This is a genomic window from Lamprobacter sp., from assembly GCF_034860625.1.
Classification (GTDB): domain Bacteria; phylum Pseudomonadota; class Gammaproteobacteria; order Chromatiales; family Chromatiaceae; genus Lamprobacter.
The window spans coordinates 1-717 of the sequence record NZ_JAYESN010000708.1; the positions used below are offsets into that span (position 1 = coordinate 1).

Annotated in this window: 1 protein-coding gene; it reads right to left on the bottom strand. The window is 65.0% G+C overall.

The features are described from left to right. Positions 1-717, bottom strand: a 717-nt coding sequence (locus tag VBE63_RS30880) for an IS4 family transposase (protein WP_323686760.1), incomplete at both ends; no start/stop codon positions are given.

The following is a 717-nucleotide window of genomic DNA, read 5'->3' on the forward strand; positions in this document are numbered from 1 at the left end:
GTGCTGACTTTTCATGTCTCTAAAACTCAGCTCAATCTGCATCCTTTGCCGATAGACCCGCATCAGGCGCTTGGCCGGCCACTCGGCGAGGCGTGTTGAGGCCACGAGCAGCCAGGGCTCACGCGCGGCGCGAGCGGCCTGCTGGCTCTTCTTCGAGCGCGCGCGCTTGCCGGAGGCGGTGTTGGCCCGCCGCCCCTGCTTGGGCAGACGCACCAGCACAAAGGTGGCCGGCAGCGGATTGCTGCGCACCCACGCGCCGATGCCGAGCGATCTGGGTGTCATGGTGGCCTGCTCGAACAGACGCTTGCAGCTCCTCCAGCGGCGCTTTAACTTCACCAAATCGCGCCCGCGCACACGCCCGACCCAGCGCCAGCCTAAGCGCTCGACCTCACGATAGAACGGCACCTTGAAGCCGGAGTCCGCCACGATGATCGGCGTCGCTGTGGCCGGGATCAGCGCGGCTAGACGGCGCAGAAACTGGTGTTGCACCCGACGGTTACCCAAGTGGCGCTGCGGATGAACTTCTTCATAGAGTGTCAGGCTGCGCCCACCGACCGGCACCGAGGCGCGCAGCAGATGCAGTGACTGGTCCTCTTTGAGATCACTCCAGTCGACCACGATCAGGGGCTCGGCGACTCCGTTGAGCAGCATCCGGCCTAAGGCCGTGTAAATCCCGCGGCTCTCGTGCTGCAGGTGGCGATTGCCCAACAGCCGATC